Origin of the sequence: Caballeronia mineralivorans PML1(12) (assembly GCF_001028175.1) — a bacterium.
In the GTDB taxonomy this organism is placed as follows: domain Bacteria; phylum Pseudomonadota; class Gammaproteobacteria; order Burkholderiales; family Burkholderiaceae; genus Caballeronia; species Caballeronia mineralivorans.
In genome coordinates, this window is the sequence record NZ_AEJF01000377.1 from 24,269 (window position 1) to 46,921 (window position 22,653).

At 60.0% G+C, this 22,653-nt stretch carries 23 protein-coding genes; 13 read left to right on the top strand and 10 right to left on the bottom strand.

Annotated elements, in window-relative coordinates; all coding sequences use genetic code 11:
- Window positions 1-56 precede the first annotated feature (56 nt).
- Entirely contained in the window at window positions 57-1,175 is a 1,119-nt protein-coding gene (locus EOS_RS43240) for a DUF748 domain-containing protein (protein ID WP_047898384.1), read from the top strand.
- Here the strand turns inward: EOS_RS43240 and EOS_RS43245 are convergent, their stop codons facing one another.
- From EOS_RS43245 to EOS_RS43255, 3 genes are read right to left on the bottom strand one after another with little or no spacing between them, the layout of a single operon-like run.
- On the bottom strand, window positions 1,176-1,799 hold the full coding sequence (locus EOS_RS43245; RefSeq protein WP_047898385.1) for an HAD family hydrolase: 624 nt from the start codon (window positions 1,797-1,799) through the stop codon (window positions 1,176-1,178).
- 12 nt (window positions 1,800-1,811) lie between these two features.
- Entirely contained in the window at window positions 1,812-3,632 is a 1,821-nt protein-coding gene (locus EOS_RS43250) for an aminopeptidase P family protein (RefSeq protein WP_047898386.1), read from the bottom strand.
- Window positions 3,633-3,653: 21 nt separating this feature from the next.
- Window positions 3,654-3,935, bottom strand: a complete 282-nt coding sequence (locus EOS_RS43255) for a hypothetical protein (protein WP_047898387.1) — start codon at window positions 3,933-3,935, stop codon at window positions 3,654-3,656.
- A 203-nt stretch (window positions 3,936-4,138) separates the two neighbouring features.
- Between EOS_RS43255 and EOS_RS45535 the strand changes: the two genes are divergently transcribed.
- From EOS_RS45535 to EOS_RS43290, 7 genes are all read left to right on the top strand, one after another.
- Window positions 4,139-4,768, top strand: coding sequence for a response regulator transcription factor (locus EOS_RS45535; protein WP_235443154.1), 630 nt, complete (start codon window positions 4,139-4,141; stop codon window positions 4,766-4,768).
- Window positions 4,769-4,930: 162 nt separating this feature from the next.
- Window positions 4,931-6,244: a glutamyl-tRNA reductase gene (hemA, locus tag EOS_RS43265; RefSeq protein ID WP_047898388.1), complete on the top strand. Its 1,314-nt coding sequence runs from the start codon at window positions 4,931-4,933 to the stop codon at window positions 6,242-6,244.
- Between the two features lie 90 nt (window positions 6,245-6,334).
- On the top strand, window positions 6,335-7,417 hold the full coding sequence (prfA, locus tag EOS_RS43270; RefSeq protein ID WP_047898389.1) for a peptide chain release factor 1: 1,083 nt from the start codon (window positions 6,335-6,337) through the stop codon (window positions 7,415-7,417).
- Window positions 7,414-8,241 (top strand): peptide chain release factor N(5)-glutamine methyltransferase, encoded by an 828-nt coding sequence (prmC, locus tag EOS_RS43275; RefSeq protein ID WP_047898390.1) that lies wholly within the window; start codon window positions 7,414-7,416, stop codon window positions 8,239-8,241. The genes prfA and prmC overlap by 4 nt, the downstream gene beginning before the upstream one ends.
- 156 nt (window positions 8,242-8,397) lie before the next feature.
- The gene (gene grxD / locus EOS_RS43280) at window positions 8,398-8,709 is read left to right on the top strand and encodes a Grx4 family monothiol glutaredoxin (protein ID WP_047898391.1); all 312 of its coding nucleotides are present in this window, start codon (window positions 8,398-8,400) and stop codon (window positions 8,707-8,709) included.
- Window positions 8,710-8,711: 2 nt separating this feature from the next.
- Window positions 8,712-9,326 carry a UbiX family flavin prenyltransferase gene (locus EOS_RS43285; RefSeq protein ID WP_047898392.1) on the top strand — a complete coding sequence of 205 codons (615 nt, stop codon included), beginning with the start codon at window positions 8,712-8,714 and terminating at the stop codon, window positions 9,324-9,326.
- A 96-nt stretch (window positions 9,327-9,422) separates the two neighbouring features.
- Window positions 9,423-10,208, top strand: a complete 786-nt coding sequence (locus EOS_RS43290) for a DODA-type extradiol aromatic ring-opening family dioxygenase (protein WP_047898393.1) — start codon at window positions 9,423-9,425, stop codon at window positions 10,206-10,208.
- 105 nt (window positions 10,209-10,313) lie between these two features.
- On the opposite strand, the gene EOS_RS43295 is transcribed toward EOS_RS43290, so the two are convergent.
- A complete protein-coding gene (locus EOS_RS43295; protein WP_047898394.1) occupies window positions 10,314-11,906 on the bottom strand; it encodes an APC family permease in 1,593 nt (530 codons plus the stop codon).
- Window positions 11,907-12,328: 422 nt separating this feature from the next.
- On the opposite strand from EOS_RS43295, the gene EOS_RS43300 reads away from it, so the two are divergent.
- Window positions 12,329-12,532 carry a cold-shock protein gene (locus EOS_RS43300; protein WP_035936159.1) on the top strand — a complete coding sequence of 68 codons (204 nt, stop codon included), beginning with the start codon at window positions 12,329-12,331 and terminating at the stop codon, window positions 12,530-12,532.
- Window positions 12,533-12,668: 136 nt separating this feature from the next.
- Here the strand turns inward: EOS_RS43300 and EOS_RS43305 are convergent, their stop codons facing one another.
- Window positions 12,669-13,919, bottom strand: coding sequence for an Hsp70 family protein (locus EOS_RS43305; protein ID WP_047898395.1), 1,251 nt, complete (start codon window positions 13,917-13,919; stop codon window positions 12,669-12,671).
- Window positions 13,920-14,119: 200 nt separating this feature from the next.
- Here EOS_RS43305 and EOS_RS43310 point away from each other — a divergent pair, with 200 nt between their 5' ends.
- Entirely contained in the window at window positions 14,120-15,598 is a 1,479-nt protein-coding gene (locus EOS_RS43310) for an MFS transporter (protein WP_047898396.1), read from the top strand.
- Between the two features lie 15 nt (window positions 15,599-15,613).
- Here the strand turns inward: EOS_RS43310 and EOS_RS43315 are convergent, their stop codons facing one another.
- From EOS_RS43315 to EOS_RS43330, 4 genes are all read right to left on the bottom strand, one after another.
- Window positions 15,614-16,960, bottom strand: a complete 1,347-nt coding sequence (locus EOS_RS43315; RefSeq protein ID WP_047898397.1) for a type II toxin-antitoxin system HipA family toxin — start codon at window positions 16,958-16,960, stop codon at window positions 15,614-15,616.
- The gene (locus EOS_RS43320; protein WP_047898398.1) at window positions 16,957-17,223 is read right to left on the bottom strand and encodes a helix-turn-helix domain-containing protein; all 267 of its coding nucleotides are present in this window, start codon (window positions 17,221-17,223) and stop codon (window positions 16,957-16,959) included. Before EOS_RS43320 ends, EOS_RS43315 begins: the two co-directional genes overlap by 4 nt.
- 345 nt (window positions 17,224-17,568) lie before the next feature.
- On the bottom strand, window positions 17,569-18,165 hold the full coding sequence (locus EOS_RS43325; RefSeq protein ID WP_047898399.1) for a nitroreductase family protein: 597 nt from the start codon (window positions 18,163-18,165) through the stop codon (window positions 17,569-17,571).
- Between the two features lie 123 nt (window positions 18,166-18,288).
- Entirely contained in the window at window positions 18,289-19,572 is a 1,284-nt protein-coding gene (locus EOS_RS43330) for an MFS transporter (protein WP_047898400.1), read from the bottom strand.
- 135 nt (window positions 19,573-19,707) lie between these two features.
- On the opposite strand from EOS_RS43330, the gene EOS_RS43335 reads away from it, so the two are divergent.
- Entirely contained in the window at window positions 19,708-20,358 is a 651-nt protein-coding gene (locus tag EOS_RS43335; protein ID WP_087882083.1) for a TetR/AcrR family transcriptional regulator, read from the top strand.
- Window positions 20,355-20,909, top strand: a complete 555-nt coding sequence (locus EOS_RS43340; RefSeq protein WP_047898401.1) for a DUF1415 domain-containing protein — start codon at window positions 20,355-20,357, stop codon at window positions 20,907-20,909. Before EOS_RS43335 ends, EOS_RS43340 begins: the two co-directional genes overlap by 4 nt.
- A gap of 15 nt (window positions 20,910-20,924) precedes the next feature.
- Here EOS_RS43340 and EOS_RS43345 read toward each other — a convergent pair whose 3' ends face one another.
- Complete coding sequence (locus EOS_RS43345; protein WP_075645510.1) at window positions 20,925-21,821, bottom strand: class I SAM-dependent methyltransferase; 897 nt, start codon at window positions 21,819-21,821, stop codon at window positions 20,925-20,927.
- Window positions 21,822-22,278: 457 nt separating this feature from the next.
- On the opposite strand from EOS_RS43345, the gene EOS_RS43350 reads away from it, so the two are divergent.
- A complete protein-coding gene (locus EOS_RS43350) occupies window positions 22,279-22,599 on the top strand; it encodes a hypothetical protein (protein ID WP_047898402.1) in 321 nt (106 codons plus the stop codon).
- The last annotated feature ends 54 nt before the right edge of the window (window positions 22,600-22,653 follow it).

Below are 22,653 nucleotides of genomic sequence, written 5' to 3' on the forward strand. Positions count from 1 at the left end.
CCAACAGCAAGGCACCGTATCGCCGCCCGTGCGCGGCTTGGATGGGAGACATCGGGATGGCGGGTACGAAGGCGCAACGCGTAGCGCTGTGGGCGGGCGCGGTCGTCGTGGTGCTGCTGTTGGCGGCGATCGGCGGCGGGTTCCTCGTCGCGCAGGAAATGAAGTCGCGCGTACTCGAAACGCTTGGTCCGCTCGGCTCGGTGGAAGATATCGAGGTCGGTTATGCGCGGATCACGCTGAGCCACGTGCGTCTGCGCGGGCCGCAAGGCTGGCCCACGGACGACGCACTGCGCGCCGAGCGCGTGACGATCAACGTCGATATGCGTTCGCTCTTGAGCAACCGCGTGCATCTGCAACACGTGACGGTGGATGGCTTTTATCTCTCCGTCGTCCGTTTCGCCGATGGCAGCGTCCAGTTGCTGCCGAATCTCCGGCAATCGACACGCGAAGCTCAAGCCGGTTCAAGCGAAGCCGCGGCGCATGCGCGGGAAGACCGGCAGATCGATCACGTCACGTTCGAGCGCGGCGCCATGGAGTTCTTCGATGAATCCGTGCAGAAGCCCCCGTATCGAATGCTGATTTCGGACGCGAAGGCGAACGTCGACAACCTGCATCTGCCCGCGCTCACCGAACCCACCATGCTCGACATGACGGGCTCGATCAAAGGGCCGTCGCACACAGGCACGGTCGCGTTCAATGGCTGGATAAAGATAGCAAACAAGGATTCGCAGACGCACACGACCTTGCACAACGTCGATATCGCCACGCTCGATCCATATCTGCTGCAGAAAGCGGGCACGAAAACGACCGTCACGGGCGGCACGATCGACCTCACGCTTAACACGACCGTGCACGACTACCGTATCCATGCGCCGGGTTCGATCGTGCTGAACCATTTGCAGTTATCGGATAGCGGCAACCCGCTCGACACGTTCCTCTCCATGCCGACGAAGATCGCATTCGCGGCGTTGAAAAATCACGATCAGATCAAGCTGGACTTCGAACTCGACGGCGATCTGCGCGACCCGAAATTCTCGCTCAACGAGAGTTTGATGAAGAAGCTCGCCGCAGGCTTCGCGAAGGCGCTTGGCGTGAACGCGGAGGGCGTGGCCAAGAATACCGGCGGCGTGGTGAAAAGCATCGGCGACGCGCTGAAGAACCTGTTCGGAAAGTAATCACACAGGCAAACCGAGCGCCCTCAAGCGCGCTTCGGTCTGCTCTGCGTTCGTGTGATGTACAGCGTTCCAGCCAAGCGCGGTCGCGGCCTGGATGTTCTTCGCGTTGTCATCGATAAAAACAACTTCCTGCGGCTGAATGCCCGGAAGATGCTTTTCGATTTCCACCCACATCAACGCGAAAATGGCTGGATCGGGTTTAGCGACCAGCACGTGCCCCGACACCACCACCTCGCGAAAACGCTGCAGTACCGGGAAACGCTCCCAAGCCCACGGAAAAGTTTCAGCGGACCAATTGGTCAGCCCGAACAGCGGAATATCCGCTGCCTCGAGTTTGTCGACCAGCGCGACGCCATCTTCCAGCGCGCCTGCCACCATGTCCTGCCAGCGCTCGTAAAACGCGCGGATCAGGACTTCGTGCTCGGGAAACCTGGCGATCAGTTCGGCGTTGCCGTCGGCAATAGTCTGTCCCGCGTCTTGCTGCAGCACCCAGTCCATCTTGACGACGTTCTCCATAAACCAGCGCCGCTCGGTTGGATCGGGAATCAGCCGGCTATACACATACTCGGGATTCCAGTCGATCAGCACGCCGCCGAAATCGAACACCACCGCCTTGATCGCCATGCGTCGCTCCGTTCAGATTGCCTGGGTGCGTTTTTCGAGCCAGGTTTTTGCCGCGCCTGTCACGTGCGGCGAAACGCGTTCGAGAACCGTTGCGTGATAGTCGTTGAGCCACGCGCGTTCGTCCTCGCGTAGCAAGCTCAAGTCGATGCAACGGGTGTCGATAGGGCACAGCGTCAGCGTTTCGAACTTGAGGAAATCGCCGAATTCGGTTTTTTCGGCGGGCTCGTTCATCACCAGGTTTTCGATGCGAATGCCCCATTTCCCCGGCCGATAAAGCCCCGGTTCGATCGAGGTGATCATGCCGTCTTCCATCGCCGTGTACGGCTCGGCTGGCGCGTAGTGCGAGATCACCTGCGGGCCTTCGTGCACGTTCAGGAAATAACCGACTCCATGCCCCGTGCCGTGTCCGTAATCCGCGCCCGCTTCCCAGATGGGCGCACGCGCGATAGCGTCGAGCATCGGTGAACGAATGCCGCGCGGGAAATGCGCCCGCGACAACGCGATCGTCCCCTTCAGCACGACGGTGAAATCGCGTTTGTGCTCGACCGTAATAGTACCGATAGGCACCACGCGCGTGATGTCGGTCGTGCCGCTCAGGTACTGGCCGCCCGAATCGATCAGCAGCAAGCCGTTGCCTTCGATCACCGAATGCGAGGCGTCGGTGGCGCGGTAATGCGGCATCGCGCCGTTCGCGTTGAAGCCGGCGATAGTCGCAAAACTCAGCGTGACAAAACCTGGCCGGCGCGCACGCGCGGCCGTCAGTTTCTCGTCGATGGTGAGCTCCGTGATCGTCTCGCGCCCGAGCGCGTCTTCGAACCACGCAAAGAATTCGGCGAGCGCCGCGCCATCCTGCTCCATCGTCGCGCGGATGTGCGCCGCGTCGGCGGGCGTCTTGCGCGACTTGGCGAACGTCGACGGATTCACCGCTTCCACGATCTTCACTTCGGCCGGCACCTTTTCCAGCGAGCCGAACGTGATCCGGCGCGGATCGATGAGCAGCGTGGATCCGGCGGGCAACGTGGCGAGCGCCTCGGCGACGGTCGAATACGGCTCGACGCGCACGTTCTCCTTCAGCAGCGACGCCTTCAGGTCGGCCGGAATCTTGCCATCGCCGACAAACAACGCGGCGTCGTCCAGTCCGATCAACGCATGTGCGACGAATACGGGGTTATAGGTGACATCGGCGCCACGCAGGTTGAACAGCCACGCGAGATCGTCGAGCGTCGAGATGAAATGCCATTGCGCACCCTTCTCGCGCATCACGCGCCGCACTTCTGCCAGCTTCTCCGGACGCGCGACGCTCGCTTGGGGCGCGACGTGTTCGTAGACACTCTCCGATGGCAAGCCCGGCCGCTCCGGCCAGACGGCATCGAGCAGATCCAGGTCCGTGCGCAACACGATCCCGCGCGCTGTCAGCGCGTCCTTCAACGTCCGCGCCGCCGCGACGCCCAGCACGGCGCCGTCGACGGCCACTGTCTCACCGGCCGCCACATTTTCCGCGAGCCAGTCCACATGCGGTGCGGATTGCTGCCCGGCCATCATCTTCATCAACGCGATACCGGTCCCGGCCAGTTGCGCTTCGGCCTGTGTCCAATATCGGCTATCGACCCACACGCCGGCGAAATCGGCCGTTACGACCAGCGTTCCGACCGAGCCGGTGAATCCTGACAGCCACTGCCGCCCTTGCCAGCGCTCCGGCAGATATTCAGAGATGTGCGGATCCGACGACGGCACCAGCACGGCGGCCAGCGCCTCACGCGCCATGGCGCCGCGCAGCAGCTCGATACGCCGGGCGAAAGTCTTGCCATCGGGGGAATTCAGTCGATCGTTCATGGAGTCACCTGCAGAATTTTGTTACGTTGAACCATCAGGTCGACGCCGCGCCGCCAGCCCCACCGTGACGGTCACGGCGACCAGCGCAAGCAACGCACATGCGAGCCATTCAAGAGAATCGCCATCGTGAAATGCGCCGGTCAAGTTGCCGAGCATTTTCGCGAGCATCGCCGCCAGAATGCCCACGAGGCCCGCCGCCCATATCCGGCCGAACGGTTTTGAGACCACCCGCCGCAAGGGATGCCGCCACCAACCGGCCAGTCCCACCACCAAACCGAGAAACACAATCCCCGGCCACCCCATTAGCGGCGCGTTCCGGCGGAATTAAGACTAAACCTATGGGTTGAATCGGATCGGTGAACTAGCATTTTCGGTCCTGTAAAACTAGAAGGTCTGGAAGGCGCTCGCAGCGTAGCGGATGAGTTTAGGGGCCTGGAATGGCGATGGCAAGCGCGTGCCACGCCGCCCAACCTGCTCTCTCAGTGCGCGCGGCGGCGTCGGAAATCATGCGAATCGCCATCATTGACGCGCACGTCCAGCACGCCGCACTCATCCGCCGGACACTTGTGCTGGCCGGCCATTTTTGCCACTTCTTCCCAACCGCGCCCGCGCTGCTGGATCGAATGAAGCACGACACCTTCGACCTGCCGATCGCCGCCAATGAAGCGCGTGACATGATCGGCGCGGAAATCATCGAACGCGTCAGGCAGCTTGCGCCGCAACTTCCCGTCGTGTTGATGGCAGCGAGCCAGAGCGAGGCCGACATGGTTGCGTGCCTGAAAGCCGGCGCCGACGATTGCGTCGCGAAACCCGTGCGCTGCACCGAACTGGCCGCCCGAATAGAAGTGCTGGCGCCAAAGCGCGGTTCGCACGCCCGCGGCCGAGCATTTCGGCGAATATCGGTTCAATGCATCGGAGTTGAGCGTGAGTGTCGCGCATCAGCGGGTTTTGCTCACGCCGAAGGAATTCCGCTTCGCCCGGCTGTTGTTCACCAACCTGTCGCGCGCCGTATCGCGCGCGCCTCATGGAAGTGGTGTGGCCGCGCGGGAGCGACATGGCGTCGCGGACGCTGGACACCCAGGCGTCCCGCCTGCGCACGAAATTGCATCTCCGGCCGCAAACCGGTTACCGGCTGACGCCGCTCTACGGCTACCAACTGGACCGGATTGAAACGGACGTCATTGCCGGCCCCTTGCCCGGCATGGGTTTGCCGGGTGGAACTGAAGAAATCCGCGAAAGGCTATAATATCTGGCTCATTCTTAGGCATTTCCAAAGGCCATCAGCTTAGGCCCAAAACATGCAGCTCCTCGCGATCGGAATCAACCACCACACTGCGCCTGTCGCCTTGCGCGAACGCGTGGCGTTTCCGCTCGAACAGATCAAACCGGCGCTCGGGGCGCTGAAAGATCTGTGGCTGGGGCCGCTGGGAAAAGCCGCACCGGAAGCCGCGATCCTGTCCACGTGCAACCGCACGGAGCTGTACTGCGCCACCGACGACAAAGCCGCCCGCGACGCCGCCATCCAGTGGCTGTCGAAATATCACAAGCTGCCTGTCTCCGAACTGGCGCCGCACGTGTATGCGCTGCCGCAGTCGGAAGCCGTGCGGCATGCGTTTCGCGTCGCCTCGGGACTCGATTCGATGGTGCTCGGCGAGACGCAGATTGTCGGCCAGATGAAGGACGCAGTGCGCACGGCATCCGAAGCCGGCGCGCTCGGCACGTATCTCAACCAGCTGTTCCAGCGCACCTTCGCCGTTGCGAAGGAAGTGCGCACGACGACTGAAATCGGCGCGCAATCCGTTTCCATGGCCGCAGCAGCCGTGCGTCTCGCGCAGCGCATCTTCGAGAACATTTCGGGCCAGCGCGTGCTGTTTATCGGCGCGGGCGAAATGATCGAGTTGTGCGCAACGCATTTTGCAGCGCAAAAGCCACGCGAACTGGTGGTGGCAAACCGCACCGCCGAACGCGGTGAAAAGCTCGCCGATCGTTTCAACGGCCGTTCGATTCCCCTCTCCGAGCTGCCAGCGCGCATGCACGAGTTCGACATCATCGTGTCATGCACGGCGTCCACATTGCCGATCATTGGACTGGGCGCGGTCGAACGGGCCGTCAAGGCGCGCCGCCATCGACCAATTTTCATGGTCGATCTTGCCGTGCCGCGCGACATCGAACCCGAAGTGGGCAAGCTGCAGGACGTATTCCTCTATACCGTCGACGACCTCGGCGCGATCGTGCGTGAAGGCAGCGCGTCGCGGCAAGCGGCAGTCGCGCAGGCTGAAGCGATCATCGACACCCGTGTGCAAAATTTCATGCAATGGCTCGACGCACGCAGCATCGTGCCGGTGATCCGCCACATGCACACGCAGGCCGACGCGCTGCGCCGCGCTGAAGTCGAACGCGCGCGCAAGATGCTCGCGCGCGGCGACGATCCGGCGGCGGTGCTTGAAGCGCTGTCGCAGTCGCTGACCAACAAGCTGATCCATGGCCCCACGCACGCGCTCAGCCGTGCCAGTCATGAAAATCGCGACCAGCTCATCGACCTGATGGGCGGACTTTACAAACACGGTCATCCGTCCGGATCGAACGATCCTTCCGATCCGTCGGAAACTTAGCGCCCCTCTTTCGTCACCTCTTCAGTTGCGCCGCGTCTCGCGGTCGCGTTCCTGATCGCTGTCTTCTCCGGAGCTTGGCTCCTGCCTTCCATGAAAACGAGCATGCAAAACAAGCTCGACCAGCTGACCACCCGGCTGGCCGAACTCAATGACCTGATGAGCCGCGAAGACGTGACCGCCGACATGGATCAATATCGGAAGATCACGCGAGAAAACGCGGAAATCGGGCCGGTTGTCGAGCAATACGCGTTGTGGCGCCAGGCGTCGAATGACGAATCAACCGCAATGGAACTGCTCGCCGACCCGGCGATGCGCGATTTCGCCGAAGAAGAAATTGGTGAGGCGCGCGAGCGGATGGCGGCCATCGAACGTGATCTGCAGGCCATGCTGCTGCCGAAAGATCCCAATGACGACCGCAATATCTTCATCGAAATCCGGGCGGGTACGGGTGGCGACGAATCCGCGCTGTTCGCGGGCGACTTGCTGCGTATGTATCTGCGATACGCCGAGCGCAATCGCTGGACGGTCGAGATGATGTCGGAGAGTGCGTCGGATCTCGGCGGTTATAAGGAAGTGATCGTGCGGATCGCGGGCCAGAATGTGTATTCGAAGCTGAAGTTCGAATCGGGCGGGCATCGCGTGCAGCGGGTACCGGCGACTGAAACGCAAGGGCGCATCCACACGTCGGCGTGCACGGTCGCCGTGATGCCGGAAGCCGATGAAATCGGTGAGGTAGTGATCAACCCGGCGGACCTGCGCATCGATACATTTCGTGCTTCCGGTGCGGGCGGCCAGCACATCAACAAGACGGATTCGGCTGTGCGCGTGACGCATTTGCCGACGGGAATCGTCGTGGAATGTCAGGACGACCGTTCGCAGCACAAGAACAAGGATCGCGCGCTGAAGGTACTCGCCGCGCGAATCATGGACAAGCAGTATCACGAGCAGCACGCGAAGGAAGCGGCCACGCGTAAGAGTTTGATCGGCTCGGGCGATCGCTCGGAACGGATCCGTACGTATAACTTCCCGCAGGGGCGGATGACGGATCACCGGATCAATCTCACGCTGTATAAGCTCGACGCGATCATGGATGGCGATATCGATGAACTCGTCGCCGCGCTCGTCAGTGAGCATCAGGCCGAGTTGCTGGCCGCGCTGGGCGATTCGGAATGACGACGGTTGCCGGGCTATTGCGCGCGTCTTCGCTGCCCGCGCTCGAGACGCGGATTTTGCTCGAACATGTGCTCGGCTGGCGCCGGACCGAATTGATCACGCGCGATAACGAGGACTTGGCTGAGGATTGCGTCGGACGTTTCGAAGCGCTGGCACAACGACGCTCGGCTGGCGAACCGATCGCGCAGCTTGTAGGAGCGCGTGAATTTTTCGGACTGAAATTCGAGGTCACGCCGGATGTGTTGATTCCGCGGCCGGAGACTGAATTGCTCGTGGAAATCGCGCTTGAAAAGATGGCGGGAATTGATGCCCCGCGCGTGCTCGATCTCGGCACGGGCAGCGGGGCGATCGCGGTGGCGATCGCTTTTTCCCGCGACGATGCTCAGCTCTGGGCAGTCGATCGGTCGGCGGGAGCGCTGACTGTAGCCGCCCGCAATGCGGCACGGTTGCTCGGCCCCGGCCGCAAGATCACGCTATTGGAAAGCGACTGGACCGATGCCCTCGATCCCGCGCTGCGCTTCGAATTGATCGTGAGCAATCCGCCGTACATCGCGCAGAACGATCCGCATCTGTCCGAAGGCGATCTGCGCTTCGAACCGCGCACCGCGCTCACCGATGAAGCCGACGGACTCGCCGCGATCCGCGCGATTGTCCAGACGGCGCCGTTTTTCCTGGCGTCGGGCGGCTCGCTCTGGCTGGAACATGGCTACGACCAGGCCGCGAACGTGCGCGCGCTGCTGACGGCGCGCGGGTTTTCGGACGTGCGCTCGGAGCGCGATCTGGCCGGCATCGAACGCACCAGCGGCGGTTTTTTCACGGCTTGACGCACGCGCCGCCGGCCGCAAGCCACCTTAAGCCGCCCCGATTGAATTCCGCTATCATTTCAGATTGTTAGCGTGTGAAATTTCGCTTGAAGTAGTGCACCCTTCACCGCTCGACCCAAAATCAACCCCGCATTACAACGCCTCGCAGGAAAGACCATGGATACGCAAGAACGCATCAAGCAAATCGTCGAAGGAGCACCGGTTGTGCTGTTCATGAAGGGCACCGCGCAGTTCCCGATGTGCGGTTTCTCCGGCCGCGCCATCCAGGTCCTGAAGGCTTGCGGCGTAACCGACATCAAGACGGTCAATGTCCTCGAAGACGAAGGCGTGCGCCAGGGCATCAAGGAATTCTCCAACTGGCCGACCATTCCGCAGCTTTATGTGAACGGCGAATTCATCGGCGGCTCGGACATCATGATGGAAATGTACGAATCGGGTGAACTGCAACAATTGTTCGCCGCTGCCTGAGTTTGTCCGCCGCACGTTCTTCGCCCCTGCCCCCCGTGCCGCGACGGCTGATCGTCGCGATCACCGGGGCAACGGGGTCGATCTACGGCATCCGGCTGCTGGAAACACTGCGTCGGCTGGGCGCGGTGGAAACGCATTTGCTGATCTCCAGCGCCGGTTGGCTGAACATCCAGCACGAACTGGATCTGGATAAAATCACCGTCCACGCGCTTGCGGACGTCGTGCATCACGTCCGTGATGTTGGTGCAAGCATCGCGTCGGGATCGTTTGCCACCGACGGCATGGTCGTCGCGCCTTGCTCCATGAAAACGCTGGCGAGCATCGCGCTGGGACTATCGGACAATCTGATCACCCGCGCCGCCGACGTCGTGCTGAAAGAGCGTCGCCGGCTGGTGCTGATGGTGCGCGAAACGCCGTTCAACCTCGCGCATTTGCGCAATATGACATCGGTCACCGAGATGGGCGGCATCATTTTCCCGCCGCTGCCGGCGTTTTATCACCGTCCAGCTTCTATCGATGAAATGGTCGATCAGACAGTCGAGCGCGTGATTGACATGTTTGCGCTCGGCAGCCCGATCGCCGCCGCTTGGCCAGGACTGAAAGACGCGGACGATTAACAACACCGGCGACACAATTCATTGCCTCGCTGGCTGTTTATCAACGGCCTGACCGTCTCTATATTCGTAGTAACGACTCTTTTGAGGTTTGCTGCGATGTCTCGCCTTCCGACCGTTTTCATTTCCCACGGCGCTCCGACGCTGCCCATCGATCCGTCGATGCCTTCCGCCGAGTTCGCCTCCTTCGCGACGCGCTTCGAGCGGCCGCGTTCGATACTCATGCTTTCCGCACATTGGGGCACGGCGCAGCCAGTGGCGAGCGTTGCCGAGCAGCCGGAGACGATCCACGATTTCTACGGTTTCCCGCGCGAACTCTACGAGATCCAGTATCGCGCGCCGGGCGCACCGGAACTCGGCAAGCAAGCCGCGACGCTGCTGACGCAAGTGGGTATTGCGTCGGCAATCACCGAGCACGGCCTTGACCACGGCGCGTGGGTGCCGCTGCTTCTGATGTTCCCGGACGCAGGGATTCCGGTCGCGCAGCTATCCATACAACCCCGCCTCGATCCGGCGCACCACTATCGCGTGGGCCGAGCACTGCGGGCGTTGCGCGACGATGGTGTGATGATCGTGGGTTCGGGACAGATCACACACAACCTGCGGACGGCGGATTTCAGCGCACGGCCCGAAGACGCCGATCCGCGTGTAACCGAATTCACGGACTGGTTCGAGGACCGGCTGGCGAAGCGGGACATCGAAGCGCTGCTGGATTACCGGAAACAGGCGCCGCACGCCGTGCTGATGCATCCGACCGACGAACACCTGCTGCCGATTTTCGGCGCGCTAGGAGCCGCCGGCGATGACTTCGAACTAGGCATTCAGTCGCTTGGCACATTTCAGAAAACGTTGGCCATGACAAATTACGTTTTCAGCGGTGCCTAAATCCCCACGAAATGCAGCGATTTGCCACGAAGGGAAATAAAAAACCCGCTTGATTGCTCAAGCGGGTTTTCTTAATTGAGATCGCAGGGTTTTACGAGCCGGCTATCACGCACCCACTTCGGCGAGGATATCGTCGTGGCTTTCGCGTTCTTCGAGATATTGGGACCGATACCCGGTTTGCACGCCCCAATAATAAAACGCCAGCGCCATCACGGCCACCAACGCCATATCCCAACCGTACGGCAATAATCCGCGTCCGCCGAATTCCGTGCTACCGATGAGCGAAACGACGGCCATCGCCGGCAAATACACGATCAGCCACCACGCCGCCCTCAGGTCATCGCTCCAGTCGTGGAAACCCGTCTTGGATTGATAGTAGAAATACACCGGCAACGCGACCACCATCAGCAGGATAATTTCGCCGGTCAGCGGCCACTTTGCCCAGTACAACACCTCGGAAGCGCACACGAACGCGAACGGCGCGATGATCGCCATGCCTTTGATCATCAACGGCCGGTGCAGGTCCGTGGCCGCGCGCCGTAACGCCATCAGGCTCACCGGGCCAGTCAGGTACGAAATCACGGTGGCGACCGAAATCACTGCGGCCAGCGAGCTCCAGCCGCGAAAGAAGAACATGAAGACAAACGCGACGCCCAGGTTGAAGAACATCGCGGGGCGCGGCACACCGTAAAGCGGATGGACATTGCCGAGTATCTTCGGCAGCGTGTTGTTGCGCTCCATTGCGTAGATCATGCGCGAGGTGGTCGCCATGTAGGTCGTGCCGGTACCGCTCGGGCTGACGAACGCATCGACGTAAAGGAGGAACGCCAACCAGTTCAGGTTCAGCGCCAGCGCGAGTTCCGCGAACGGCGACGCGAAGTTAAAGTGGCTCCAGCCCTTCATGACATCGCCCGGGCTTACCGCTCCGATATACGCCACCTGCAACAGCACATAAATCACGAGCGCGAGCAAGATCGAGCCGATCACTGCGAATGGAATACTCTTCGACGGATTGCGCGCTTCCCCGGCCAGATTAACCGGACTCTGAAAGCCGTTGAAGCTGAATACAATACCGCTGGTCGCCACGGCAGTCAGGACTGCGGACCAGCCATAAGGCGCGAAACTCGACGATGTACCGAAATTTTCACTATGAAAACCAGTGAGCATAAGACCGAGAATAGTCGCGCCGGGGATAATGAATTTAAAAACGGTAATTGCAGAATTGGCCCGGGCGAATAACTTGACGCCCCAATAATTCAGCAGGAAATACACGATGACCAATAGCGCCGACAAACCGAGTCCGACCGGCGTGAGCGATCCATCCACAAAAAGTGCATGCGCCCATTGATACGGCCATGTACTCATATATTGAATCGATGCTTCCGCTTCAATTGGAATGACAGAAACAATCGCGATCCAGTTTGCCCAGGCACTAACGAAGCCGACCAGAGCGCCGTGTGAATAACGCGCATACCGAACCATTCCGCCGGACTCCGGAAACATTGCGCCAAGCTCGGCATAAGTCAGTGCAATGACCAGTATGACCACTGCGCCAATAACCCATGCCACGATGGCAGCCGGACCTGCAATTTTGGCCGCTTTCCACGCGCCGAATAACCAGCCTGAACCGATGATGGAACCCAGCCCGGTCAGCAGCAGCGCAACCGGCCCAATGTTCCGTTGAATAGAACTTTTCACTACGTCTCCTTCAGTCAAAAAACTTTCAAATACCTTATGCCGGTTAATGCGGAATCTTCAGCCAAATCCATGCCCGCCCCAACGTGGCGCGTAGTTTAACGGGTGCGCTCGCATCATGCTCTATCTGTTACGACTGAGGGTTGAGCGAGTCCGGCGCATATGTAAAAGATGCATCGAAAGGTTTGTAATATGACGTTCCGATGTCGCGAAATAGACTCAAAAAACCCCAATTTCCGGTCGGATATTATTTGACCTTGGGTTTGATTCGCCGTATAAACCTTCTTGCAGGATTTCAAGTGGCGAGTGAATTGGTCTTTCGTAGTTCGCCCATCACGGTACTCCGGTTGGTCCCATTGCCCCTTCCTTGATTTTCATGCACATTCGGGCTTCGGCCTTATTCAACATCTTTAGGAACAAGTAACATGGAAACCGGTACCGTCAAGTGGTTCAATGACGCAAAGGGCTTTGGCTTCATCACGCCGGACGGCGGCGGCGAAGATCTGTTTGCTCACTTCTCTGAAATTCGCGTGGAAGGCTTCAAGACGCTTCAGGAAAACCAGAAAGTTACCTTCGAAGTGAAGACCGGCCCGAAGGGCAAGCAAGCTGCAAACATCAAGCCGGCATAAGTTTTATTGCTCGTTTGATTCGCAGACAAAAACCCCGCATTCGCGGGGTTTTTTCTTTTATATCACGGGTTTATCAGTAGTTAATGAGAAACCACTTTAAATCGACTGACCGGACGGTAATAGCAAGTAATGCCGATCAGGCAAATAGTCGACGTGCATATATGCCGAGTCCGGTCGCCACGCTGGCCAGCCGGTCGCCAAACACGGCTTCGGCTTCCGGGAACGCGTTGGACAGGGATTGCGACAGGAAACCCAGTCCCGTCGATCCGCCCGTGAAGTAGATCGCGTCCACATCCTGCGGCGCCACGCCCGCGCGGTGCACCGTTTCCCGCGCTGCCGCCACGATCCGCCGCGTCTCCTCCAGGCCTGCGTCAATGAGCTGCTGCTCGTCGAAACCGATACGCAGCGCCTCTTCCACCTCTTCCATCCCGATGATCGTCGCGCCGCCCCCTGCTACTTCGATCTTCGCGGTCTCCGCGTGCGACGCCAGTGCGTGCCCAAGACGGCGTTCGACCACGCGCATCAAGCGGTCGTGGTGCCTCGGATCGCTGTAGAGATGCCGCATCAACTGCAGTTCGTTAACGCGTTTAGGTCCGTAGACCGTGTTGATCAAATGCCAGGTGGCGAGATCGAAATACACGCGATTCGGCACTTCGCGGCCTTCCGGCGCCATCGATTGATAGCCGAGTTCGCGCAGGATCGTGGCGAGTTCCACACGCCGGTCGAAATCTGTTCCCGCGACGTGGACGCCGTAATGCGCGAGCACGTCTTCTTTTCGCGACAACATCTTGACGCGCGCTGGCCCGACCCGCACCAGCGAGAAGTCCGACGTACCGCCGCCAATGTCCGCGACTAGCACCAGGCCTTCCTTCGTCAAGCGCGCTTCATAGTCGAAAGCAGCGGCGATCGGCTCATACTGGAAATGAATATCCGTCAGACCAATGGCTTGCGCAGCGGCCTGCAACTGGTTTTGGGCGAGCTGATCGGCGCGCGGATCGTCATCGACGAAAAATACCGGCCGACCCAGCACCCCGCGCGTAATCGGCGTGCTGGAAACGGCCTGCGCCTTCTGCTTCAGATGCTGCAGGAACAGCGTGATGACATCGACGTAGCGAATCGCTGAGCCGTCGCCCAGGTCCGTGCTCGTCTCAGCCAGCGGCGAGCCGAGAATACTCTTCATGGAGCGCATCAGGCGGCCGTCGAAACCGTCGATGTAAGACTCGAGCGCGGCCCGGCCGTAGGCCTGCTCGTCCTCGTCCGTGTTGAAAAAGACAGCGGTTGGCAGCGTCGTGGCGTTGCCTTCGACCGGCGCGAGCCGGATCGATGCCCCATCGGGCAAAGCGACCGCTGAATTCGACGTGCCGAAATCGATCGCGCAATAAGTCATGAGGTGAACGACGGCAGCGTGAAACTGCGCCGAGCGTCGCAAACAAAAAGTGGAGCGCGTTTTTAGCACGTAACGCGCTGTACATCAACCGTCAATCAAAAACATTGCCCAGGGAACGGATTTTGCTCAAAAACCCGGTAATTAATGCTCCATGCCGGTGATCCGTTCTGCCGGTCATTCCTACGTTATCGGCCAAACGCATGAACGACACGAGGACCAGCCACGCTATCGAGGAAGCGGATGAAGCGCCGGCCAGGATCATCGAAACTGATCTGCCCGGGCGGCTCGACCGGCTGCCGTGGGGCCGTTTTCATACGCTGATTGTGCTGGCGCTAGGGATCACGTGGCTACTCGACGGGCTCGAAGTGACGCTCGCGGGTGCCGTAGCCAGCGCGTTGAAAGCAAGTCATGTACTGAAGTTCTCGAACGCCGACGTTGGGCTCGCCGGCAGCGCATACATTGCCGGCGCGGTGATAGGCGCGCTGGGATTCGGTTGGCTTACGGACCGGCTCGGACGTCGCAAGCTCTTTTTCATCACGCTGTTTTTGTACGTGGCGGCCACGGCGGCGACCGCGTTTTCGTGGGATATCGTCAGTTTTGCGCTGTTTCGCTTCCTGACCGGCGCGGGGATTGGTGGCGAATACACGGCGATCAATTCCACAATTCAGGAATTCACCCCCGCGCGCGTGCGCGGCTGGACGGATCTCGCGATCAACGGGACGTTCTGGGTAGGTGCAGGCCTAGGCGCGGCAGGTTCGATCGTGTTGCTCGATCCTGGTCTGCTGCCGCCCGACTACGGCTGGCGCGCGTGTTTTCTGATCGGCGCGATTCTGGGACTGCTGATCCTCTTCATGCGCATGTGGGTGCCAGAAAGTCCGCGCTGGCTTATCACGCACAACCGCGTGGACGAGGCGAAGGAAATTGTGGAGGGCATTGAAGCCAAGTTTGCCGAACATGGCGTGAAATTGCCCACCGATCCCGTTAAACCGCTGCGACTGCACGCCCGCGATCATACGAAACTCAGCGAAGTGTTCCACTCGCTGTTTCGTTCGCACCGGCGGCGTTCGCTCGTCGGCTTGACGCTGATGACCGCCCAGGCTTTTTTCTACAACGCGATATTTTTCACCTACGCGCTGGTGCTCACGGATTTCTACGGCGTGCCGGGGGATCACATCGGCTGGTACGTGTTGCCGTTCGCCGCCGGCAATTTCCTCGGGCCGATCATGCTTGGCAGGCTCTTCGATGTCCTCGGCCGGCGCAAGATGATCGCCTTCACCTATGGGATTTCGGGTGTTTTACTGACGATCAGCGGTTATTTTTTCGAGCAGGGTTGGCTGACGAGCACGACGCAAACCCTCTCGTGGATGGTGATTTTCTTCTTTGCGTCGTCGGCGGCGAGTTCGGCGTATCTCACCGTCAGCGAAACCTTCCCCCTCGAGATTCGAGCGCTCGCCATCGCGATTTTTTATGCGTTTGGGACGGCGCTGGGCGGCATCATCGGGCCAGCGCTGTTCGGCTGGCTGATCGACACGCATCGGCGCGGCGCCGTGTTGACGGGCTATCTGATCGGCTCGGCGCTGATGGTGCTCGCGGCAGTTGTCGCGGGAATCTGGGGGGTATCGGCGGAACGCAAGTCGCTGGAGGACGTGGCGAGGCCGTTGTCATCGGTGGAGGATTGAGCGAAAACGCGCATATCAGCCTGCGCGTGGTTTGGCCAGAAGCTCCGAACGGCCAATGATCTCGCGGAAGGTATCAGGAGCTTCCGGCTCTGAGAAACCCGCGGCTTCTATGGCCGGACTAAGACCGGTAAACAACGCTGCCCGCTTGGGGCTCCGCAATGACGCCATGCCGTCGTTCCAGACGTGGAGCATCTGTTTGGCTATTCCGTTCCACTGCGGTTCGTTCCTGGCCGCCTCGATGATTTCATGACCCACGGTAATCGCCGACTCACACAGGCGCTCGACCATCTCGGCATAGTGACGCGGAGCGATACCGAGACGGGCATTGAAAAACCGCTCCAGCGTCTTACCGGGTGCCCAGGTTTTGCGTCCATCGACGGACAAGCCCGGCGGGTTGGACGCAAAGCGCGGATAAGCCTGAGTAGTGACGATGTTGTATGCGGGCGTGAATGAGACGTCGTCCATGGACGTGTAGTACAAGGCGATGTTTTTCGCATGGCAGTCCGCGTTGCGCACGACGTAATTCGTCAACAAGAGCCAGCCGAACTGCTCCAACTGCGGCCGAACCCCCGACCTGACCAGATAGGGCCGCACAGCGTTGAGCACCTTTTCCGTCGTCGCGTTGTACTTCTCGTGCGGCGGCAGACCGAGCAGTCCGCACGCGTCCTCCAGGCCATAGGCCGGTACGCCGTTCTCATCGACGTCGAACCGGTCGACAATCAGCACGCGTCCATCGTCCGACATGCGCGTCCTGGCAACCTGCGCAACGCCCAGTCGCTCGAGCACTCGCATGGAGTAGAACTCGTTGAATCCGAGATATGGAGTTTTCTCGTCGGAGCCTTTGATGATGTGCCGGCTCGTGCGAATCGTCGATTTACCCAAGGACGTGGTTGATTCGCCAGGCAGCGCTTCCGGTGCGATGAACTTCGGTACCGCACCGGAGATAGCGGCGCGCGCGTACCTGCGCACGAGTGAAGCGAAATAGTCCGCGGTGTTTTGCCTGCCAAGCAGGTCCTCGACTTGCAAAGGCTCTAGCTCATTGCCGGGCACGACACCCTCGGGCGTGACCGTAACCCGACCGACGCCCATGCCTCCCACAACGGCGAGCAATGACAGATCGGTCCCATCGAGATAGGGGCCAAACTCCTCGCGGATGACATCCAGCAAATAACCTTCGGGCAGGTTTTGCCGAAAGAACGGGTGCAGGTCGCGCGGCCATTTCCACGGCTCTTCGCGAACGGGCATCGTGAGACTGACGAAGTCATTCTGTTGCGCGTCGGCGCCGTACTTCAGGACATATTCGTCCCGCTCCCGATAGAGCTGTGCGACGTTCTTGCCTTTGACATGAACGTCAAGCTTCATGGTGTGCTCGCGCCTTCTCGCTGTTCAGCGAGGATATCTTCGAGGGTACGGGTGTGACCGTGCTTTACTGCTTTTAAGTCATAACCAGCCGCTTCGAGCAAACGCACGAGCGCTGAAACGCTCATGTCGCCCTTTGCAAGCGTTTCCATGCGAGCCACCGTGGTACGTGCAACCGCAGCGCGTCGAGCCAGCTCGGCTTGCGATAGTTCGGCTTCGCGGCGTGCCTCTTTCAGCATGTCCGCCACATCGACAAGAGTCGTCATTTGTAGCCCCAGGGCATCAAAATGCCAGATTGTGCGAAGATTGTAGCCTGTAAGGCACAAAATTCAAGATCTAATTTGTAGCCCTTGAGCATCAAATCTAAGCGAATTTACGGTTTTGTAGCCCGATGGACACAAAAACAAATTAGGTGTGGGCGGGGTGTAGCGTCTCCTTTTAATTGAATTGACGCTTGCGAGCTACGGCCCGGCCATCTCTGCACGAAGATACTTCCGGCGAGACGAATCCCAATGCATCGCGGCTTTAAAGATTCGGGCCAACAATCTCCCGATCGCGCGGCGCCTCTGCGGCAGCCGCGCTTTCCAGCATTTCCAGTCGATCAAAAGCGCTTATTTGAACGCCTTGTCCCACGCGCCATCGAATGCGATTTCACCGATCGGCGCCCGCGCACGCGGTGCGTCTTCGCGCTCACGCAAGACGTCGTCGAGCAAGGCCGGATCGCCGTGATGCCCGAGCGCAATCATGGCGATCGCCTCGACATCGTCCGGCACCGAGAAAGCCTCGCGGAACGCGTTGATATCGAAACCGGCCATTTGGTGGGTCGCCAGACCGAGCGCGTGCGCCTGGAGCGTCAGCGACATCGCCGCCGCGCCCGCATCGTACGCAGCCGTACGGTTCACATCGCCCTTCGGCGTCAAGGTCTTCGCCAGCACGCAAATCAGCACCGGAACATTGGCATTCCACCCCTGGTTGAACGGCACCAAGGTGGCGAAGGCCTTCTGGAAAGCGGCTTCATCGTGATGGCGATCGAAGCTCAGGAAGCGCCACGGCTGCATGTTGTACGAGGATGGCGCCCAACGCGCGGCTTCCAGCACGCTGCGCAACAACTCGCGGCTTACCGCCTTGTTCGATATCGCCCGCGGGCTCCATCGGCCGGCCAGCAACGGGTCGATTGCGACTTCAGTAGGTGCGATTTTTTCGGTCATGCGGGAATCCCTGGTTGATTGGTCTGGACAGCGTGCAGTCAGATGCACGCCGCAAGGCCATAAGAATAACCAAGCTATTAAACCCGCGCTTCAGCGTTGAAATCGCCACCGCAGTGGTGGACGTCAGGTCGCGACAGCCTGCACTGAACGCGACTCCTTGTTGATCCGCAACACCATCACCGCCGCCACAATACACAAGCTGCCCGAAATCATCGTGGCGACGGTGTAGGTGCCAAGACTCGCGCGCAGCATGCCGCCGCCGAGCGCTGCGAACGCCGCGCCGAACTGATGCGCCGCGACCACCCAGCCGAACACGATAGGCGCCGATTCCTTGCCATAGACATCGGTGGCGAGCCGCACGGTCGGCGGCACAGTTGCGATCCAATCGAGTCCGTAGAACATCGCGAACACCGGCAACCCGTAGAAATCGATGCCAAACGCATACGGCAGGAACATCAGCGACAACCCGCGCAGGCCGTAATACCAGAACAACAGCACGCGGGCGTTGAAGCGGTCGGACAGCCAGCCGGAAAGCGTGGTGCCAAAGAGATCGAAAATGCCCATGGCGGCGAGGAGGCCCGCGCCCTGCACTTCGGTCATGCCGTGATCGGCGCACATCGCGATCAGATGCGTGCCGATATACCCGTTCGTGCTTGCGCCGCAGATAAAAAAGCTGCCGGCCAGCAGCCAGAAATCGCGCGTCTTGCTCGCCATGCCCAATGTGCCAAAGGCCAGCTTGATCGGATTCTTCTGCGCGACGGGCGCGGGCGGCGGCGCATCGGCGGCTTCGCCAAACGGACGCAGCACAAGATCGGCGGGATGCTCCGGCAGCAGCCACGCCACCAGAGGCAACACCAGCGCCGCGGCAGCCGCCACGATCAACACCACGGGACGCCAGCCGAAGCGCTCCGCAATTGCGGCGAGCATCGGCAGGAACACGAGCTGACCGGTGGCCGAACTGGCGGTGAGAATGCCCATCGCCAGTCCGCGATGCGACGTGAACCAGCGATTCACCACCGTCGCCGCCAGTGTCATCGCAGCCACGCCGGTCGCTCCACCCACGAGCACGCCCCACACCAGGATCATCTGCCAGGGCGCGGTCATCAGCGCCGACAACGCCACGCCCGTTGCCAGCGTCCCCAACGCGGTAAGCACCGTCGGCCGCACCCCAAAACGCTGCATCGCGGCGGCGGCGAACGGTCCGGTCAGGCCGTATAGCGCGAGATTGATGGAGATCGCGAGCGAGATGGTCGCGCGGCTCCAGCCGAATTGCTGTTCGAGCGGCAACATCATGACGCTTGGCGTCGCACGCGTGCCGGCGGCCGCGAGCAACACAAAAAACACGACGCCAACTGATATCCACGCGTAATGCATGCGGCCCGAAAGCCGCCTGGCTGCCCAATTCATCCTTCGCTCCGATTTCTTCTGGTTATCTGGTTATATGGTTATCTTATCGACGAACGTTACCGCTCAGTCACATTTAGGTTGCGAGCTTAGTGACTGCTCGGTAACATGTCAAGAATCCCTTCGGAAATAAAGGACATGGCTGTGGTACGTGTATCGAATGAAGGCGCTCTCGCCGATAAAAAACCCGTACGCCGGCACATGGACGGCGCCACCGCGCAGGAGCAATTGCTCGACGCCGCGGAGGATCTTTTTTATCGCGACGGGATTCGCGCGATCAGCGTGGACGCGGTGGTCGAACGCGCTGGCGTGAACAAGATGAGCGTGTACCGGCAGTTTTCGTCGAAGGACGATCTCGTGGTCGCGTATCTCCGGCGCATGGACGCGCGCTTCAGGGAGCGGATCGAGCGCAGCATCGCAAAACATCCTGGCGAACCGGCCCATGCGCTCGTGCAGAGCATTACCGACCTGGTCGAGCGTGCGTCGAACCCGGATTATCGCGGCTGTCCATTCGTGAACGTGGCATGTGAATTCGCTGACCGCGAGCATCCGGCGCGGGTGTCGGTGGCGTGCAATAAGGAGTATTTGATGGCACGGTTGCTGGAGTTATCGACGGCTGCGGGCGCCGCCGATCCTCAACTTCTCGCCGATTCCCTCGCGTTGCTGGTGGAGGGCGTGTACGCGACGAGTCAGACTTTCGGCCCAGGTTGCGGACCGATGCGCAGCGCGCCGGCCACGGCCGCGCTGCTGGTGCGCAGCGCGTGCGGTGAAGGCAGGGCTGAACCGTGAACGACGAGATCATTGATTCGACGCGGCATTGGCTCACGCGCGCGGTCATCGGGCTGAACCTGTGCCCGTTCGCCAAAGCCGTGTATGTGAAGGACCAAATCCGCTACGCCGTCAGCGAGGCGCGCACGTTCGAAGATGTGTTGGCGGATATCGAAACGGAACTCAAGTATCTGGCGCACAGCGATCCGGAGAAGACCGACACCACGCTGCTGATCGTCCCGCACGCGCTGGCGGATTTCGCCGATTACAACGACGCCCTTCATTTCGCCGATACGCTCCTGAAGCAACTCCGGCTCGAAGGTGAACTACAGATCGCGAGCTTCCACCCGGACTATCAATTCGATGACGCCGAGCCCGGCGACATCGAAAATTTCACGAATCGCGCGCCCTATCCGATCTTCCATTTGCTGCGCGAAGCGAGCATCGAACGCGCGGTCGATGCGTTCCCCGACGCCGCCGATATCTACGAACGCAACATGGCGACGCTGCGTCGTCTGGGCCACGCCGGCTGGCTGGAACACATGAACCGCGACGCTGGCGTCAAGCCCTAGCATCAAGCCCTAACATCAAGTCGTAAAGAACCGCTCGCGCATCTCTTCGAGACCGAGCGTTTCGAGCACATCGGAGAGACGCTGCGCCGGTTTCCCACGCGGCAGATCCTTGAACTGGGCGATGATCAACTCGTTTTTCATCGAGTGCTCCCAGCCGACGAGTTCCGTCACGCTCACCTGATACCCGTGCGACTCCAGTTGCAGGCAGCGCAGCACGTTCGTGATCTGACTCCCGAATTCACGCGTATGCAGCGGATGCCGCCACATCTCCGTCAGCACGTTCTTCGAGAGCGAATGGCCCTTGTTCTTGCGCAGCACCGATGCAACTTCCGCCTGGCAACACGGCACGACCACAATGCTTTTCGCTTTCTTCTGCAAAGCGAAATGAATGGCGTCGTCGGTTGCGGTATTGCACGCATGCAATGCCGTGACGATATCCACCGTCTCGGGCAAACGGTCCGACGTAATCGATTCGGCCACCGATAGATTGACGAACGACATGCCGTCGAATCCTAGCCGCGCGGCCAATTCCTCCGACTTTTCAACCAGTTCCGCACGCGTCTCAATGCCAAAGATATGTGACCGATCGCGCAGAGCTTTGAAGTAGAGATCGTAGAGAATAAAGCCAAGGTAAGACTTGCCCGCTCCATGATCGACCAGCGTCACCGAACCCTGTTTTGTATGAATTTCCGCAAGCAAAGGTTCGATGAACTGAAACAGGTGATAGACCTGTTTCAACTTTCGACGGCTGTCTTGATTCATCTTGCCGTCGCGCGTCAAGATGTGCAGTTCCTTCAAAAGTTCGAGGGACTGACCGGGACGAATGTCGTGCTTGGCCGAAGATTCCGGCTTTTGATCGGACGAATCCGTTGATGCGATGGGCGCATTAGGCGCCCGGGACTTCTTGGCCATCGTCTGGATACCGTAGTGATTCTGTAGGCGGGGTCACGCGGAAAATTCGGCGCGAAGTGTGCGCTAACCGCTGGTTGTATCGATGTAAATCGGCAAGTTTACCCAAAAGCGCATAGACGCTCCCGCATGACGCAACATCGGAAACTGAGGAAGGCTCAAATGAGGTTCGACTTTTCAGCACAAGCACTGGAGAACCTCGGTTTCAGATGGAACATTTCGTGCATTTAAAGCGGGACAACCAACGGGATGGACAGACATAACGACGGCACCAAGCCGCGACTTTATTGCAACACGCCCTGGTAGCAAGGCGGGCGCGACGAACTGATGACCTTGGCAAAGCTTGGGGCCACGACCGGTGAAAGGCACTGGATGTCACGTCGATGCGCAGCCTGTTACGTAACACCTAACGCACACGGCGCGTTCCCAGAGGGAACACGCGAACGAAATGAGGACGGCGATGGACCCAATCCGAGACAGTAAAGCCGAACAGCAGTTTCAGGAAATGCTTGCAAAGCTCACCGCAATGCCCGAGTGGAGCGAAAAGCAGCAACTTGAACTCGAAATGGCTCGAGAAATTTCAGGCGAAATGTTGCGGCTCGCAGAAGTCATGCGCGACGGCACCACCGACATGGAAACCTGCCTGACCATGCTCAAGTACGCGAAAGTCATGGATTTCGTGTTGACCACCCTCGCCTCGCGGCGCGAGATCGCTCCGCAGACGCTGCGCGTGATCTTCAAGCTCGCCGGGCTGAAAGTGGACGAGGCTTATCCTGGCTGAGCGCTGGTTTTACGCTGTTTGTGCATTTTTTGGCGGCCAGTCCGGGTTCATCGC